Source organism: Nitrospira sp. Ecomares 2.1 (genome assembly GCF_965152585.1).
Genome location: NZ_OZ224219.1, coordinates 2,680,528 through 2,696,923, shown reverse-complemented (window position 1 = coordinate 2,696,923; position 16,396 = coordinate 2,680,528). Strand labels below are relative to the sequence as shown.

The 16,396-nt window shown below is 48.9% G+C and carries 10 protein-coding genes; all 10 read left to right on the top strand.

The genetic code is table 11. The features are described from left to right. Nucleotides 1-67 precede the first annotated feature (67 nt). On the top strand, nt 68-1,219 hold the full coding sequence (locus ACWHYD_RS11825) for a flagellin N-terminal helical domain-containing protein (RefSeq protein WP_447962242.1): 1,152 nt from the start codon (nt 68-70) through the stop codon (nt 1,217-1,219). Nucleotides 1,220-1,290: 71 nt separating this feature from the next. Beyond that, nucleotides 1,291-2,262, top strand: coding sequence for a GGDEF domain-containing response regulator (locus ACWHYD_RS11820; RefSeq protein ID WP_447962241.1), 972 nt, complete (start codon nt 1,291-1,293; stop codon nt 2,260-2,262). A 2-nt stretch (nt 2,263-2,264) separates the two neighbouring features. Next, the gene (locus tag ACWHYD_RS11815; RefSeq protein WP_447962240.1) at nt 2,265-4,619 is read left to right on the top strand and encodes a response regulator; all 2,355 of its coding nucleotides are present in this window, start codon (nt 2,265-2,267) and stop codon (nt 4,617-4,619) included. Nucleotides 4,620-4,704: 85 nt separating this feature from the next. Next, the gene (fliW, locus tag ACWHYD_RS11810) at nt 4,705-5,181 is read left to right on the top strand and encodes a flagellar assembly protein FliW (protein WP_447962239.1); all 477 of its coding nucleotides are present in this window, start codon (nt 4,705-4,707) and stop codon (nt 5,179-5,181) included. Nucleotides 5,182-5,291: 110 nt separating this feature from the next. After that, a complete protein-coding gene (csrA, locus tag ACWHYD_RS11805; RefSeq protein ID WP_447962238.1) occupies nt 5,292-5,543 on the top strand; it encodes a carbon storage regulator CsrA in 252 nt (83 codons plus the stop codon). A 549-nt stretch (nt 5,544-6,092) separates the two neighbouring features. After that, nucleotides 6,093-10,739 (top strand): glycosyltransferase, encoded by a 4,647-nt coding sequence (locus ACWHYD_RS11800; RefSeq protein ID WP_447962237.1) that lies wholly within the window; start codon nt 6,093-6,095, stop codon nt 10,737-10,739. A 33-nt stretch (nt 10,740-10,772) separates the two neighbouring features. After that, complete coding sequence (locus ACWHYD_RS11795) at nt 10,773-12,008, top strand: glycosyltransferase family 9 protein (protein WP_447962236.1); 1,236 nt, start codon at nt 10,773-10,775, stop codon at nt 12,006-12,008. Nucleotides 12,009-12,077: 69 nt separating this feature from the next. Then, nucleotides 12,078-13,898 carry a glycosyltransferase family protein gene (locus ACWHYD_RS11790; RefSeq protein ID WP_447962235.1) on the top strand — a complete coding sequence of 607 codons (1,821 nt, stop codon included), beginning with the start codon at nt 12,078-12,080 and terminating at the stop codon, nt 13,896-13,898. Nucleotides 13,899-13,937: 39 nt separating this feature from the next. After that, nucleotides 13,938-15,593, top strand: a complete 1,656-nt coding sequence (locus ACWHYD_RS11785; RefSeq protein ID WP_447962234.1) for a glycosyltransferase family 9 protein — start codon at nt 13,938-13,940, stop codon at nt 15,591-15,593. After that, on the top strand, nt 15,574-16,122 hold the full coding sequence (locus ACWHYD_RS11780) for a hypothetical protein (protein WP_447962233.1): 549 nt from the start codon (nt 15,574-15,576) through the stop codon (nt 16,120-16,122). The genes ACWHYD_RS11785 and ACWHYD_RS11780 overlap by 20 nt, the downstream gene beginning before the upstream one ends. Nucleotides 16,123-16,396 lie beyond the last annotated feature (274 nt).

The following is a 16,396-nucleotide window of genomic DNA, read 5'->3' as shown; positions in this document are numbered from 1 at the left end:
GGCAACTGGTTGGGATAGGACTCATCGATGACAAATCGATGTCTATCGGAAAAGGACGAACAATCGAATGCGGGTGACTGATCGTCAACAGGTTGATGCTCTGCTAAGGGCGATTCAACGTATTCAGGGAAATATCGGGGATCGCAATGAGCAGGTTTCTTCAGGGAAGCGGGTTAATCGCCCCTCGGATAATCCTGCGGCATCGGAAAGGATCAATCAGTTTCGAAATGTCCTACGGACCACTGAACAACGTTTGACCACGGTGAATGAAGGAGTGGGAAGGCTCAATTTATCCGATAGCGTTCTGGGGACGGCTGGAAGTACGGTGCAGCGGGCAATAGAACTAGCATTGAATATGGCGAGCGATACCAATACGCCGGTGGAGCGACGGAACGCCGCTCTGGAAGTTCAACAAATCATCCTAGGGTTGGCCGGTATTGCCAACACTCAACTCAACGGAAGATTTGTGTTTGCGGGAAGTCAAACCCAATCCGAACCATTTGTGCCGGGATCAGCAACGGGATCAGCTAGCATCAACAATGGAGGAAGCGCAAATATTGCTGTTTCTGTCGTCACGGCGTCGGCCTTACAACCGGATGCGTATCAAATCCAATTTACTTCCTCAACGCAGTTTGATGTCCTGAATCTGACCACGAATCAAACCGTCTCATCAGGTAATACCTATTCATCCGGCGCGGTCTTCTCGTTTGATGGATTGGATGCCACCATTACTGACGGAGGCGGGCCGCCTGCCGCTGGCGATCAATTTTTTGTGAGAGTTGGCTATACCTATCAAGGAGATGGAGCGGGGATCGAGGTAGAAATTGGTGATGGCCGGACCGTGGAAACCAATGTTCCGGGAAACCAAATTTTTTCCGGGCCCACGGTGGATCTATTTCAGGATCTTCAGGACTTTCATCAGGCCCTGGTGACGAACGATGGCAAGGGTATTCAAGCCGCCATCGGACAATTGAATCAGTCCCACTCCCAAGTCACCGACGCCCGGGCTACAATCGGGGCCAGAGTCAATCGTTTGGATACGGTGAAGGATGGATTGGAACTGTTGAGCGTGAATACGCAAACGCTCCGGTCCAATTTTGAGGATGCCGATATCGCTCAAGTGGCCTCTGATTTGGCTACATTGCAAAACACCCTTGAAGCTTCGATGAGCACCCTGGCGCGTCAATTTCAGACGAGCTTGTTGAACTTCATAAAATAGGGCATGAACTCGGCCTTTTTCCATTGAACTAAATACGTTATCCGTTTTAATAAAATAGGCACGACATCTCTATGCGAATTCTTGTTGTTGATGATGATCCACTCACACTCCATATGGTTGTCTATCGATTGCGTCAATGGGGGCATGATGTCATATCCTGTACTGATGGGGATTCCGCGTGGAAGGTGTTGGAACGAGGAAGCGTGCCCAATGTGGCTATTGTGGACTGGATCATGCCCGGGCTCAACGGTCCTGAACTGTGTCAAAAAATCCGGGGGAGAACTGATTGCCCTTATGTATATATTGTTATGTTAACAGGGCGGAAAAACCTTGAGGATCTCATTGCCGGGTTGGATGCTGGAGCTGATGATTACCTGACCAAGCCATTCCTCTTAGAAGAATTGGATGCTCGATTACGAGCAGGGAAGCGAATTGTGGATTTGCAAAATGAATTAATTTCGGCTCGAGAAACACTTCGGATTCAGGCGATGCAAGATCCCTTGACGCAAATTCTGAATCACGGCGCCATCGTGGATACCTTACTCCGGGAAATTGACCGGGCTCATCGGGAAGAGCAACCCCTGAGTCTCATTCTGGCTGATTTGGATGGGTTTAAGAATGTGAATGATTCCTATGGGCATGTTGCGGGTGATCACGTGCTGGTCGAGGTCTCTAGGCGGATGCGGTTTTGCTTGCGTTCATATGATGCCATTGGCCGGTATGGCGGGGAGGAATTTCTCATGGTATTGCCCAATAGTGATGCGGCCCAGGCCGTGCGGCTCGCTGAACGCATTCGAGTGGCGGTTTCCCAGAAACCCTTTCGAGTTCACAATGTTGATTTAACGGTGACGGTCAGTCAGGGGGTCACGACCTGGACCGATCCCTGTCCAATTCCCATTGAGCAATTGATACAATCTGCAGACGGTGTTCTCTACTTAGTCAAAAATAGCGGTCGAAATGGGGTGGAATTTGCACAATTTCATAGGCATGCGGACGATACCTTTTCGCGGCTCACGATTTCGCCGAGTTCATTGAAACAATAAATATGTCGTCCATCCTTGTAATTAATGATGATCCGGTCCAACTCCATCTTCTTGCGAGTTGGCTTGAGAAGGATTACTTTGCGGTCAATCGCTTTGTCTGTTCTGAAGATGCCTGGCGGTGGCTCCAAGAAGGAAATGTGCCGGATGCCATTGTCCTCGATCTCCATATGCCGGGAATTAGCGGATGGCGATTTTGCGAATTGTTGCATTCATTCTTTGGTTCCACACAGGCAGTGCCCCCTGTTCTTGCGGTTTCCGCCACGTATACTGGAATTGATGCTCATGACATTTTGAAAGATTTAGGGGCTTCGGCATTTCTTGCTCTTCCGACAGAACCTCAACGCTTTCGTCAGCAGGTTTGCGAGTTAGTGGAGAACCCTCCTAGTCCTCAACGCCCACATGTTTGGATGGTTTCCACCCACAAGTCCGAAATCCAACGAATTCATCACATATTTGGTGAACGGGGATGGCAGGTGGTGGAATGGCAAGCGGGGAAACAGGTTCAGGTGGCAGTGAATCTTGTGCTTCCTGATATTGTCCTCATTGACCATCCGCTGTCGGACATGACAAGCGAAGAGTTTGTAATTTGGTGCAAAGTCCAATATCCTCAGGCAATGTGCATTGTCCTTGGACAGGAATCTACAGCCCGTGGATACCCTGCTCATTCGATTCATGCTGATGCCTATCTCCCAAAAGCGTGCGATCCATTGCATATTATTTCACTATGTGAAAAAGGGCGCTGGGAACGGGCACTCTCACGAGTAGAGCATTTACTGGATATCCGTACTGATGATTTACGCGAATCTGAAGCCCAATTTAAAGAGTTGTTCGAAACGCTTCCGGATGTCTTGGTGATTTATGATTTCCAGGGAAAAATCACCCATGTTAATTCGCTTGGAGCGCAGCAATTGGGATATCTCCCGTCTGTCTTGAATGGGAAGGCCTTCTCTCTTATCAGACCTGAGCCATCAAGTGGGGAATCCGGTCCCACGTTGCCAAGCTCTGCCCCTGGGGGGGCGAGATGGGAGGAAACGGTCCTTCGTCAAAAGAACGGCAGCAATCTTCCCGTAGAGATGATGGAACGGGAGGTTCAGTTTTTAGGCCAGCGTCAAACTCTTTTCATTGGACGCGATTTGACGGCAAGAAAGCGCATGGAGGAAGAGAATATTGCCCTTGAGCATCAGTTGCGGCAGGTTCAAAAAATGGAAGCCATCGGTCGACTAGCCTCAGGGGTTGCCCACGATATGAATAATACGTTAACGGCAATCATGGCCCATGCAAGTTTGTTCAAGATACAGGAAAAGACCGACACCCCCTTGTGGGCAGCGGGCGATGTCATCGAAAAAGCCGTTCGTCGTGGAAAGGAATTGACATCCCAGCTCTTGGGGTATGCCAGGCAGGGAAAGCATCATGATGTGACGGTCGATACCCATGATGTAATTCAGGAGGTCATGACACTGCTCGGAAGGACAATCCATAAAATGATCACCTTCCGAACGGACCTGTCCGCTACGAAACCTTATGTGTTGGGGGATCCCAATCAGTTATACCAGATTCTCATGAATTTAGGTGTCAATGCCTGTGATGCGATGGGTGAGCGTGGGGAATTGCTTGTGCAGACTTCGAATGAAACGGTCACCCAGGAATACGCTTCACGTGTCCCAGGACTTCACGCAGGTGATTATGTGGTAATTCGGGTTACGGATACCGGGACCGGAATGTCATTAGAGACCCAACGACATATTTTTGAGCCATTCTTTACGACGAAAGGCCGAGGACAGGGAACAGGAATGGGATTGGCGATGGTGTATGGAATCGTCAAAAACCATCGCGGGTATATCGGGGTGACCAGTTCTCCTGGGTGTGGAACGACAATGCGTGTATATCTTCCGGATGCCCTATGTGCGAGCCTTAAGGACACACCTGTTCAGACGACGAAGCCTTCTCACGGAACCGGGCATATTGTAGTGATTGATGATGAGAAGGATGTGGGAGAAGCCGCTCAGGCCATACTTGAATTCCTTGGCTATCAGGTGACGGTTGTGTTGAATGGGAAGGAGGCCCTGAAAATCTGCCGGGATTTGACTGTTCCCGTTGATGTTGTGCTGTTGGATATGGTGATGCCTGAAATGTCGGGAGCGACATGTTTTGAAGAATTGCGAGCGATTCGACCAGATCTCAAGGTAATTCTCTGTACGGGGTATGATCGGAACCATGCTGTGCAAGATTTACTCAATCAGGGTGTCGTAGGGTTTATTCAAAAACCGTATGATGTCGACGAATTGGCTCATGCCTGTCAGATTGTCTTGAGAGATGACAATCCGGTCCAAATCTGTGGTACGGAGAGGGTGTCCTAATCACAGAAAAAATGAAACCGACCCCGAGGCGGGGTTGCCTTGGCATGAGGAAGAAACCATTGAACTATTTGGAGAACATACCATCATGAAAGTTCAGACTAGTCGGTTCGGTATGTTGGATGTGTCGGATGACACGCTGTTAACTTTCCCATCCGGCCTCGTAGGTTTCCCAGATTTCCGACGGTATCTCGTACTTGATCCGCCAGAGGATGCCGACTATCAGTGGTTTCAGTCGGTGGATGAACCAAGTTTAGCTTTTGTGATTATGGATGTGGATTTGTTGCAACCCGATTTTCGTACAAACCTATCCGGAGAAGGATTGGCTGAATTGGATATGACTCCTGCCGATCCAATTTCAATTATGGCCGTTATCTCGATCCCTTCAGATCATCCAGATAAGGCGACAGCAAATCTTCGTGCCCCTCTGGTCGTAAATGGGCGAACCAGACAAGGGAAACAATTGATTCTCCATGAATCAATCTCCTTGCGCCATCCTTTATTCCATGATGTGGCGGAAGGTCAACCCCACCCTGAAGGGGTGACAGAGGCTGCATCGGTGTAAACTATGCAGTCACGCCTCCGAAGAAGCAAGATCGTCCAGATGTAATTCGTTGATGATGTACATGCCATTGTTTTACATGTGACTTTTACCCCAAAGCCAAGGAAGGCACCATGCTCATACTCACCAGAAAAATTGATGAAGCTATTCGATTAGGAGATGACATTCGCATTGTCCTTGTCCAAATTAAAGGAGGACAGGTGCGACTCGGAATTGAATGTCCGTCGCATGTCCGTGTTCTTCGTGAGGAATTATATGAAGCGGTCCGGCAGGAAAATTTGAATGCCGTATCCTCGGATCCGAAGCTTTTGGCCAGCCTACCCAGACAGAAAAGACCTCAGGCTAAACCTACCGAATTAACCTAACGGGAAAAGGCGCCAGTTCAGGGGCATTCCTGGTAAACATTCCCATGGTCCCTACAGGTCCTTGTGAGAATTGACTGGAATGACAAACCTTCCCGTTTGAGCGAAGGAATAAAACACGTAGCCTCGGTCAAAAGGGCTGTTTCCCTCTTTTCAAAAGGTAGGGTTGAAGTTCTAACATTGGGAGCTCTGCTGCGAAGTGGTAATAAAAGCGAAAGCTCAATAATCCTTCAGTGCATTCTCAAGTCCTGCCTTCAACAATCCTATCCCCTTCCAGGCAGAAATTTCCCGGTTTCTTAGCAAGGAATTCCTAGTCGGTAGAATTTTTTCAAGTGATGTGGGAATCGGCTTCATTGTAACCTGAAACCTTGCCTTTTGATCTTGAACTGTATGGCATAAAACTTGAACTCATATTAATTAGAAATGATCTTTTGGGGAGTGTTGAAAACCCTCAAATGCGAATTCGCTTGGATGGTTTTCTACCTTAGAATTCATCCAAAATTTGGCACATCAATGGCTCATTCTTAGAATATTAGGAGTACAAGTTCGCCTATGAAATCCTATTTCACAAGCGCCGGTTATCTTTTCAATAAAGATGAGGGAGTGTGGCATCGCCCTGGATATAAAGGCATCAATTATAGTGATGGCGAGCAAATTGAAAACCGATTGAAAACGATTATTTCCGGTGCGAGCGATGTCAGTGTGATGTCGGGCGAATTGGCAAAATCCTGTACGGATTGGCATTCGCTGTATCATTTTTCACGGAAACGCGTCAATCTGCTTCGGCCCTTTGAGGAACAATTACAAGGGAAAAGTGTACTTGAAATCGGTGCGGGTTGCGGTGCGCTCACGCGTTATCTCGGTGAAATAGGAGCGGAGGTGGTGGCACTGGAAGGGAGCCTCCGTCGCGCATCGATTGCGTCATTGCGTTGCCGTGGCCTGAGCAATGTCACAGTTATTGGGGAAGTTGTTCATCATTTTAATCCTGGACCACAGTTTGATGTCGTGACCGTTATTGGAGTTTTAGAATATGCCAGGAAATTTTTCCCAGGTGATGGGGCAGACCCAGTTGATGCTATGTTGGTTTTTATGAAGGGTTTGCTAAAGCCTGGAGGTACATTGATTATCGCTATTGAAAACCAGCTAGGGTTGAAATATTTTGCCGGATTTCCCGAAGACCATATGGGCAAGCCCATGTTTGGCATCGAAGAACATTACACCAAAGGGAGCATTGTGACCTTTGGCCGGAGAGAGCTTAGCCGAAGAGTCGGTCAGGCTGGCCTACCTGAACAGGAATGGTGGTATCCCTTTCCGGATTACAAGCTACCAAGCTTGATGGTGTCGGAACGCGGGGCCATGCCGCAGGACGGTATTGATCTGACCCCGGTCCTGCGTAGTGCGTGCACCGACGACCCGCAATTTCCAGCTCGTATTCATTTTAATCAGGAACGAGCTTTGCGCCCAATTGTTCGTAATGGTCTTTTGCCTGATTTGGCGAATTCCTTTGTATTACTGGCCACAGACCTCGCTTGTAAGGAAAAATCAATTGTTCCTCTCGCGGTACATTATGCAACTGGGAGAAGGCCAGAATTTGCCAAAAAGGTCGTTTTTACACAGGAGAGTCAGCGTGCCGGTTATACCTCTCAAGTGCGGCTGTACCCTACTGACACCCCAAATAAGAATTCATTGGTTACCCAACGGCTTGTTGATCAAACATTTGTGAAAGGCGAACTTTGGCAAGATCGGCTTGTACAAATCATGACCAGCCCTGGGTGGCGGGTTACGCAAATAGAAGAATGGATAAAGGTCTGGCTGAAGGGGTTTTTCGACGTTGTGGGTATCCAGAAGTCAAACGATATGACCAAGAAGAAGATATCAGGCCAATTCCTTGATCTTATTCCACGTAATATGATCATGGAAGGAAATGGTGAGGTGACATTTTTTGATCAAGAGTGGGTGCTTGGCGAAGACCTGGAGGTTGGTTATGTCGTGTTTCGTGCTTTGTTCTCTTCATTTTATGCTTTAGGCATGATAGCGCCAACGGGAGAAAAGACACTTCCTTCGATTCTTTCTCTTATCAAGGATATTGGACAAGGGGCCGGCTTTTCGTTTACCGATCACGAGATTAAGCACTATCACGATCTGGAATGTGAATTTCAGCGGCTTGTCGTAGGGGGTTGTAATCTCAGTTACGGAATGATGTCCGCGATGCAGTTCCGTGTATCCCATACGCAGTCGAATCAGGATGGTTATGGTGTTGAAGTTCATGGACAGAACATTATCCTTCAACAGGCCCTATTGGAAAAAACCCGACAAATTGCGGATCTTACGCAAACGGTAAAGGATTTAGATGAGCAGTTCATCCGCATTAATCGGGTCTTGTCTGAGAAGGAACTCAACAGAAACCTATCAGAGCCAAAAATGTGTTTGGATGATAGGATTTCCACCTCAGGTCAAAACCTTCAGGTGGCTCCACGCGTTGTGGCAATTATTAATGATCCCATATGCAGCCAAATCCGAATACTCCAAGCACTCACCGCGAGCGTAAAGAAATCCTGGTTTGGCGGAATGGTAAAAATTGAAGGAGCGGAGGGGAGCCATCCTCACCAATTACCAAGTGGTCCAGGAACGGTGTGGATTGTTCAGCGAACATGTCGGATTGAAATCACTGATATGGTTATTGCTCGATCGAACGGTACCCGTTTGGTGCACGATATCGATGATTTGCTCTGGAAAATCCCGGAAGATAATCAAAATCATCAAGTGATGAAGAAATGGCTTATTGACCATTTGATGAAATTGCTTGAATTGTCCGATTGCGTAACAACTTCTACCATTCCCTTACAAACCGCCTTGGAAAGTGTAGGAATCAAGGCTGCCCTTCTGCCGAATTGCTTGGTCTCCGAAGAGTGGAGGGATTTGGCTCCTCTCCGAGGGGGTGGCTCCAGGCCACGTATTGGTTGGGCTGGACAGGTTGGGGTACACCGTTCTGATCTCCGCTTCCTTGGTTCGGTGTTCGAGGAGTTGGGTGATGAGGTTGAGTGGGTATTTTTAGGAGAGGTGCCGGAAGATCTTCGACGGACCGGGGTCAGATCTGAAGTTCATCCCATGGTTCCTTTAGGTCAATTTCCATCCAAACTTGCCAGTCTGAATCTTGATTTGGCTTTAGCTCCATTAGCCATAAATGAATTTAATGAGGCAAAAAGTGACCTTCGTCTTTTGCAATATGGTGTATTAGGATTTCCGGTCATTGCCACTGATATTTATCCTCATCGAACTGCACCGGTCACGCGTGTTCCTAATGATCCTCAAGCCTGGGTACGAGCAATTCGGGATCATCTTTATAATTCGGATCATTCTGAAAAAGAGGGCAAAGTTTTAAGGGAGTGGGTCCTAAGGCATCGAATGTTGGAATCCTGGCTACCACAATATCGAGCCGTATGGCTGGGTGAATCTGCTACCAGGCGGGATCACTCAACCTTTTCCGTATTGGGGAATAACGAGTCTCGATCAACTCCGACTTCCTACATGCCAATTGTTGATACACAATATGAGTGTTCTATTATTATTCCCGTGTGTAATCGTGATGATTTAACGAAGCAATGCCTGTTGCATTTGGCCGAAGTGACACAAGGATGCCACTATGAGGTTCTTGTGGTGGATAATGCGTCGACGGATGAGACTCAGAATTTTCTGGCTTCATTCGGGGGGGATATTCAGGTAATTCGGAATACTGAAAATCTAGGATTTGCGAAGGCCTGTAATCAAGGGGCTCGTGCCGCACGAGGAAAGTATTTAATCTTCCTGAACAATGACACTATTCCACAATCAGGATGGTTGACAGCTTTGTTGGAGGAAGTTGAGACGCACGATGATGTTTCCATTGTCGGCAGTAAACTGTTGTATCCGAATGACACCATTCAACATGCCGGAGTGGTTTTTTCTAAAAACTGCCTGACTCCCTATCATATTTTCAGTGGAGCCCCTGCGGGTCTTCATGCAGCCAATGTTCGCCGTGAATTTCAAGCAGTGACGGCGGCCTGTTTTCTGATTCGCAGAGAAGATTTTGAGTCAATCGGGGGATTTGATGAGGAATTCCGAAACGGGTTTGAGGATGTTGATTTGTGTTTGAAAATCCGAGAGCGCGGTAAAAAAATTATCTACCAACCCAAGAGTGTATTGTATCATCTGGAACATCAAACTCCCGGTCGCAAAGATTCGGAAGCAGAACGTCATAACGGGAATCGCCTGATGAGCCGCTGGGGTTCAAAGATTGTAGTGGATGAAGACGTATATACCGTTCCGGAAGGCTATGCCAATCGCTATTATTTTCGTGACGGGTGGCTTCGGCAGTCGCTCGAACCATTTCGGAGCGATGGAGAACGGACCCAGTGGAATCGGGTCCAACGCGTACAAGAGCTCTTATTATCCCGGCGATATGACCCAATTCGGGGCATTAAAAAACAGGACAATGGTGAATTACATGCCCTTCTTTCCGATTTTCGCGAGTGGCCAGCTGATGGAGAAGTGTTGCGGTGGGCCGTGAAACTCTGTCGAACATTGCAGTTATTCGATGGGGAGCGGGCATTTTTGACACGCCTTCTGAGTCTTGGAGAAGATCGAGAGATCCGGGAACAGCTAGCAAAACTGGCACTCAACGTGAAAGATCTGTCCGACGCGGCTCAACATGTCCAGGCCCTCATTCAAACAGACCCCAACGATGGTTCAGCACATTGGTTACAGGGGATCCTGTTCATGCAATCCCAGGAATGGGGAGAAGCGAGAAAGTCTTTTCGGCGCGCTCTTCAATATGGCTCAGATTCCCGAAAAACCAACATCGGCTTGGGAATGGCATGTATGGGGATGGGAGACGGGGAAGAAGCCTGGAGGGTTTTCGACGAAGTTGTGGCAGATTATCCTGATGATGTTGAAGCCATGAATGGGTTGATTCAAGCCGGAACATCTCTGCAACGATGGAAAGACTTAGGGGAACGGCTTTCACGGTATGTCGAACGCAATCCCGCAAACTGCGATATGCGGTTTGCTTTGGCTGGTGTGCATTTTCGTGCTAGTCGGCTTGATTTGGCCAAGCAACAATTTGAGATGTTGCGCCTCTTAATGCCCGACCATGAGGGATTACTTGATTTAGGGGTTCTCCTCCAGACCGCACCTCGAGACCTCCATGCCATCGCAAAATAATTAGAGGAACTTCTTGCCTGGTCAAGTTAGCCTATGTCCCGAGCACTCTTAATTCAACTCGCTCGGTTAGGTGATCTGGTCCAATCCCTTCCTGTTTTGACAGCCCTACAATCTGCCAAACCTGAGCGACCCCTTGACCTTCTTTGCCCATCTCCCTTGGTGGCGCTTGGAGAACTTTTTCCTTGTGTGGACAGGGTTTACCCTTGGTATGGGGAACAATGGCATGGATTGGCCAGGACAAAGATGACGGATTGTGACCAGCAGTTAGCCCAAGCCACGCGCTATTTGGCTGAACATGCCTTCCCCACGTATTCATTGGCCTATAATTTGAATAACCATCCTCGAGGGATACTTGCTGCCCATGTTTTGAGTAGTCTGGTGGTCGGCCCGGGAGATAATGGGCCTCTGAATCAGAGGCTTCCCGCATGGGCGGGATATTTACGTCAGATTGCTCAAGATCGAGGGAGCAACCGGGTGCATTTAGCGGATGCATTTTGCGGATTGTGTCAAGTTTTTCCGCCATCGGACATTCCCTACTTGAAGGCCCCGCTGGTGGAATTGCCTCTTGAGCTGGAATGGATGGTGAATGATCGATCTTCTACCCTCATCGGAATTGTTCTTGGTGCGGGAGATACCGAACGGCGAGTTCCCCTTTCTGTGTGGCAAGCCCTGATTTCCGCATGTGCTGAGTACATGCCTCAGAGCTACCTGCTTTTGATTGGTGGCGAGGGAGAACGGGAAGCGGCATTGGCCCTGGAACATCGCCTTCCCGCTAAATATCTCAATCGGGTGGTGAATGGGTGTGGTCGTACCTCGTTGCCCCAGCTTGTGGCTCTCCTTAATCGATGTCATTGGGTGGTCGGATCGGATACGGGACCGTTGCATCTCGGAGCGATGTGTGGGACACGGGCGATCGGTTGGTATTTCTCCCAGGCCAGAGTCCATGAAACCGGTCCCTATGGGGTTGGCCATTATGTGTGGCAACACGATCAAGGGCGACCTGGGGATGTTCTGGATTCTCGTGAATTACGAACGGAAAAGTCATCCTTTGCCCATTGGCCTGTGATGGAAACGGTCAACTTAATACGGGATGAACGGGTGAATTCAAGAATTGACGAGTGGGATCTCTGGATCAGTAATAAAGATGAGTGGGGGGCGTTTTATACCACTGATGGCCTTCCTGACGAGGCTGTTCTCCAGCGAAAAGATACGTGGGAGGCGCTGTCTCAGCTGGCGAATCAGGATATTCGGATGGAAGTCTCGAAGTAGTAGGAAAACCTCCCGGTAGGTTGAAGGCTGGGGGGTGTGTTTCCAGGGCAATAAACCAGGAACAGATAAATGGACGTGTTGAAAAAGAATATCGGTATTCTTCGAAGCCAGGATCCGATTCTTGCTGCTCAGATCCTCCAGGTGCCAGGAGGAACCCTGTCGATCCATCCAGCTAAATCCGGAATGCCAACCGCGCTGGTCAACTCCCGATATCTTCATAGTGCGTATGATCCGGTTCGCGAAGCAGGGCGCTGGGCTGAAGAACGCGTGAAAGACTGTCAAGCAGGGGAAACGATTGTCCTCCTCGGCGTGGGACTGCTCTACCACGTGGAAGCCTTGCGTCAGATGTTGCCTCATGACCAGAACATGATGGTCGTGGTGCCGGACCTTTCCGAATTCGCAGATTGTGTTTCCGTCCGGTCCCTGGAAGGGTGGGGTGAACGGCTGATGTGGGTGACGGGTTCCATCACTGATATGGCTGTCCAAGTGACCCAGAAAGCCAAGCGGGTTCGCATTCTGAGTTACGAACCTGCCGCCACGGTTCATCACGACCTCTATGAACATTTCCGTTTGCAACTTCGTGATCATCTCGCTCAAGGCTTAAGCGGAACGCTTCACATCATGGTGATCGGTCCCATTTATGGCGGGTCGTTGCCCATTGCCCGATATGTGGTGAACGCCTTGGAAGGCCTTGGACATCGTGTGAGTTGGGTGGACCATAGTCCACATTATTCGGGATATCAGAATTTGGACACAATCCGAGATCATCGGCTGCGACTCACAGTCCAACAACGGATGAGTGAAACCTTGGCAGTGATTAGCCTGGCTCATGTGGCAGAAGATCCCCCTGACCTGGTTTTAGCCTTGTCCCAGGCGCCATTAACGATGGCGGTTTTGGAGCAGATGCGTCGAAAAAAGGTGTTAACGGCCATGTGGTTTGTAGAAAATTTTCGTCATCTAACCTATTGGCAGCAGATGGTGTCGGGATATGACTTTTGGTTTGTGATGCAACAAGCCGCATGCTTGGACGCTTTCAGGAAGGCCGGAGCCAAACAGGTGTCGTATCTCCCCTTAGCTGCTGATCCGGCCATTCATCAACCAATGATCCTTACCCAGGGAGCGCAATACGAGTTTGGTGCCGATGTGTCTTTTTTGGGGGCAGGGTATAGAAACCGGCGGCAGATCCTCCCATCCCTCCTGGTCGGCCAAGGGTGGACATTTAAATTGTGGGGGAATGAATGGGACAACCCTGGGCCGTTAGCCCAGGTTCTTCAGAGAGGGGGTGCACGCATTGATACCCCCACTAGTGTAAAAATTTTCAATGCCACCTCGGTCAATATTAATTTGCATTCTTATACGGGGGACGGATTCGATCCAGAGGGAGATGGGGTGAACCCCAGAACATTCGAATTAGCCAGTTGCGGGGCGTTCCAAGTGGTCGATGCTCGCACCTTGCTTCCGCCGCTCTTTGATGAATCGATGATGGCGGTCATCAACAGTCCGGATCAGCTTCTCCCAACCGTCCAAACTTATTTGCACGAACCAGCCAGACGAGTGGCCATGGCTGAATTGTCCCGGAAGCGCGTTTTAGAGGCGCATACGTACGGGCATCGGATGAGGACGTTTTTAGGTGCCGTGGGTATGGCGAGTCCTGACCGGCTAGGAGCCATTCTTCAGGGGGACCGTACGGCTGAATCGCTAGTGGCTCGGAGTGGACAGTCCCCCGAATTGATTCCCATGCTGCAGAAGTTTCTTCCGACCGATCGTGTGGAGTTAGTGGATGTGGCGAAAGACATTCGGAAGAAAGGGCCGGAAGCCCGGTTGAACCGTGAGGAATTACTAATTTTGATGATGGATGAATACCGACAGGAAAAACGAGATTTTCTTTAAAACCCTGATGGTAAAAAATTCTTTTATGGTCAATTCTTAATGAATAAACAAATCCTCATTATCAATATTACCCGGATGGGTGATTTGATTCAGATGGTTCCCTTGCTTTCACGTTTGGAGGAAGAATGGCCTGGTGTGGGCATTGATCTGATTGTTGATAAAGAATTTGCCCATGTGGCTAGCCTTATTCCTGGAATTCGACAGGTGTTGATGTTTGATTTTCAGCTGCTGATGGACGAGAGCCGGGTGGGAATGCGGGATGTGGTGACCCTCTATCAGGATATTGCAGGTTGGGTACGACCGTTACTGCAGGTTGGGTACGATCGTGTCGTGAATCTCACCTTTAATCGTCGCAGTGCGTTTCTGGTGAAGTATTTTGGGTGTGCAGATGAGCGAGGAATGACCACGACCCAGGATGGGAGTTTCGTGGTGAAAAATCCTTGGATGAAATATTTCGTGGATTTCCAAGTGTATCGGCAATTGAATCGATTCAATATTGTTGATCTTTTTTCACTTGGTGGCAGTGGAACTGGATCGTTCCATCCTCTTCGTCTACATGTGCCACAGGACATGAAAGAATGGGCACGGACCTATTTGAGACAAGCAGGCACGGCGGATAAATGGATTGCCATTCAAGTCGGCGCCAGTGATCCGATGAAGGCCTGGCGACCGGAATATTACGGGCAAATGATGGCGAGTCTTAGTCAAAAACAGCCAGTCGGATTTCTCTTGATCGGGACAAAGAAAGAAGAGACGGATGTTCAGGAGGCTATTCGGTGTTACCGGCAGGCGGGAGGGTTGGGAACCCTTTGCGAAGCGGTCGGCCAAACTACAGTGCCGCAACTGGTGGCATTGCTTGAACATTGTCAGTTGATGGTGACCAATGATACAGGGCCTATGCACATGGCCGTGGGAGTGAATACGCCGGTTCTTAACGTGTCAGTAGGTCATGTGAACTTTTGGGAAACCGGACCTTTTGGGCCAGGGCATTGGGTGGTTCAGCCCGAGATCCTGTGTGGCCCATGTGGGTTCGATAAGGTCTGTCCTCACCATGCTTGTAAAGACCAGATCATTCCTCAAGAGATGGCCGATCTCTGTTTACATCTTATGGGTACTCGTCCCTTTCCTTCGTTTTCGTCCAAGATTCGGGTCTATGAGGGTGGCGTCAATGAAGATCAGTTAGGGACATTTACGATAAGAGCGGGAACGGAAGAACAAGCGGCCTCCTGGTATGCGGAGTATTGGCGCCAACATTGGTATGAATTTAATACCGGTACCTCGAGCCTGGTCCATTTTCCCCCAACTTCTCCACCGGATTTCCAAGAATGCGAGCAGGTATGGCGTCGTTTGGCTCCACAGCTCGATCAGTTGTGTATTCAAGCCGAGACGGTATTAGATATGTGTCGTCAAAGGCCCATTCCAGTTAATAGGTTGAAGGCGCAACAACATCAATTAAGTGTTGACACACTCACAATGCAACTGGTGGCCAGGCCGTCCTTGGCTTTTGGCCCGTTAGCAATGGCTTTTTATCGAGATACGTTAAGCTTGGAGTCCGCGACCCTCAGCGGTATGGCTGAGGAACATGTTCGAGCATATCATGTATTTCGCACCCGTGGGGAAGAAAATTATAGGCGGTTGAAAGAAATGTATTCTCATGATCCAAGGAGGGCTCTCTATGCATGTGCAATTGGATGAAGAAATCTGGGAAGTGAGTGATCGTGTTCAGCTAGGGGAAGTTTTGGCCAATTTGAGTGACCGCGCTCAGGCCAAGGGGTGTTTGGTAACGGAATTAAGGGTTGGTGATCGGAAAATGACGGATCGGGAGTTAGTGCCTCCCACCCTGGCTCAGGTGGCGAGTTCGTTTGGCTCTATCGCGGCCGTGAGCAAACATGTTGAAACCATCGTGCGGTATTCTGAAGAAACGGGAACACAATTCGGAGCACAGCTATGCGATGAAGGGCAGAAGTTTGTGGATGCTTTCCGACAAGGGGATGGAAAGTTTCACCACTTAGACAAATGGTTTGGTCAAATTGCGGACTACCTGGAGTGGCTGAAGATTCATGAAATTGTGGGGCTTAAAAATCCCGAGGCTACAAGAGATTTATCGTTTTGGGTGAACGAATTATTGAATGCTCGGGAAGTCGAAGATGAGGTTCGAATTGCGGACATGTTGGAGTATGAGGTCATTCCACGTCTTGTCCAAAAAAATCCTTCTCCCATGTAACGGCAAGCAGTTTTTGGTCTGGCCCTTCTCTGTGGTGCGTGTGAACCGTTCTGTTTCCCGTAGTTTGCTATGGGGTTCCCACTGGAAGATATGAAGTTGCTCTTTTTCTATTTACCCGTTCAATTGCCGCCAGGGTCTGTAATGGGATTCTGCCAGAGCGACCGAGTGATCGGCATTAATCCCTCCCTCAAGTTTTGCTTCTGGTAGTCGATACATACGACAGAAGTGGAAATTGGTTCACTTCAAAACTTTCGAGGAGGCCAAGAGGCTCAAC

Bases quoted from the DNA above. Each gene is read 5' to 3' on its own strand.
- ACWHYD_RS11825 (WP_447962242.1), top strand. From the start codon at position 68: ATGCGGGTGACTGATCGTCAACAGGTTGATGCTCTGCTAAGGGCGATT.
- ACWHYD_RS11820 (WP_447962241.1), top strand. From the start codon at position 1,291: ATGCGAATTCTTGTTGTTGATGATGATCCACTCACACTCCATATGGTT.
- ACWHYD_RS11815 (WP_447962240.1), top strand. From the start codon at position 2,265: ATGTCGTCCATCCTTGTAATTAATGATGATCCGGTCCAACTCCATCTT.
- fliW (WP_447962239.1), top strand. From the start codon at position 4,705: ATGAAAGTTCAGACTAGTCGGTTCGGTATGTTGGATGTGTCGGATGAC.
- csrA (WP_447962238.1), top strand. From the start codon at position 5,292: ATGCTCATACTCACCAGAAAAATTGATGAAGCTATTCGATTAGGAGAT.
- ACWHYD_RS11800 (WP_447962237.1), top strand. From the start codon at position 6,093: ATGAAATCCTATTTCACAAGCGCCGGTTATCTTTTCAATAAAGATGAG.
- ACWHYD_RS11795 (WP_447962236.1), top strand. From the start codon at position 10,773: ATGTCCCGAGCACTCTTAATTCAACTCGCTCGGTTAGGTGATCTGGTC.
- ACWHYD_RS11790 (WP_447962235.1), top strand. From the start codon at position 12,078: ATGGACGTGTTGAAAAAGAATATCGGTATTCTTCGAAGCCAGGATCCG.
- ACWHYD_RS11785 (WP_447962234.1), top strand. From the start codon at position 13,938: ATGAATAAACAAATCCTCATTATCAATATTACCCGGATGGGTGATTTG.
- ACWHYD_RS11780 (WP_447962233.1), top strand. From the start codon at position 15,574: ATGCATGTGCAATTGGATGAAGAAATCTGGGAAGTGAGTGATCGTGTT.